Source organism: Alteromonas sp. IB21 (assembly GCF_016405965.1).
Lineage (GTDB): Bacteria > Pseudomonadota > Gammaproteobacteria > Enterobacterales > Alteromonadaceae > Alteromonas.
In genome coordinates, this window is the sequence record NZ_JAEFCD010000067.1 from 1 (window position 1) to 1,099 (window position 1,099).

General features: G+C 41.4%; 1 pseudogene. It reads right to left on the bottom strand.

From position 1 onward, the window contains the following. Positions 1–1,058, bottom strand: a pseudogene (locus tag JC525_RS19735) (IS3 family transposase); the annotation flags it as partial. Positions 1,059–1,099 lie beyond the last annotated feature (41 nt).

The following is a 1,099-nucleotide window of genomic DNA, read 5'->3' on the forward strand; positions in this document are numbered from 1 at the left end:
ACCGTTTATTCGCTCTGCTAATGCATTTTGATAACAGTCGTAACCATCTGTCATTGACGGCTGGATCCCATTCGCCTTCAACTCATTCTGATAGATAGCTGAACAGTATTGTAGCCCTCTGTCTGAGTGGTGAACACTGTTACCTGCATATCGTTTATCTTTGACTGCCATCTTCAATGCTTTAACTACATTTTCAGCCTTCATATCCAAGCTCAAGTGGTGCCCTACAATTTTACGCGTGCTAGAGTCCGTTACTAAGGATAGATAGTGTACACCTTGGTCGGATTCGAGATAGGTGATATCACTAACAAGCACATGCTCTGCATTATGCAGACCTTCTTCCTTAAGTAAATTTGGATGCTTTTTCATCCAATGTTTACTGAATGTGGTTTTGGTAAAGCTTTTCTTTGGCTTAACGAGTAATCCCTCGCTCCTTAAGTAAGTAAAGAAGCCATCTCGACCTAGTTTAATCCCATGCTCAACCAACTTTGGTTTTATAAGTTTATAGAGCTTACGCGTCCCTATTTGCGGCATATACTTGCGCCAATAAAGTACCCAGTCTTGAATTATCGATAGCTCTGCTCTTCTGCATTCCATGCGAGACACAAACTGGTAAACAGACTGTCTTGATATTCCCACAACCCGGCATGCTGCCGCCAAATTTATTTCTTTTCTTGTTTTGGCTTGCCAGACGTACCGGATAAGTACTTTTTTCTGAGGCCCGCTCCATACTCGTTATCCATAATATCTACCATTCCATTAAGGATTTTATTACGGAGCTTTTCGTCAGCTAATTCTCTTTCGAGGCGTTTTATTTTTTCGGCAGGTGTTTCTTTTGAACTAGGCATAAGTGGATGCTGAAATGGTTTCGACCAATCAAGTCTACCATGCTTTCTGAGCCAAACTAGTACCGTTGACTTTCCTTGTATCCCGAAGTGAGCTTGTGCCTGCTTATAAGTGAATTCGCCTTTTTCTACACGCTCAACTACACCCAATTTAAAAGCTAAGGTGTAATCACGCTGTGTACGCTTAGGTCTTTGATTACTTGAAGTTGTCATAAAGAAATCCTCTTTATGTCAACGTATTTCAGGACGGGACA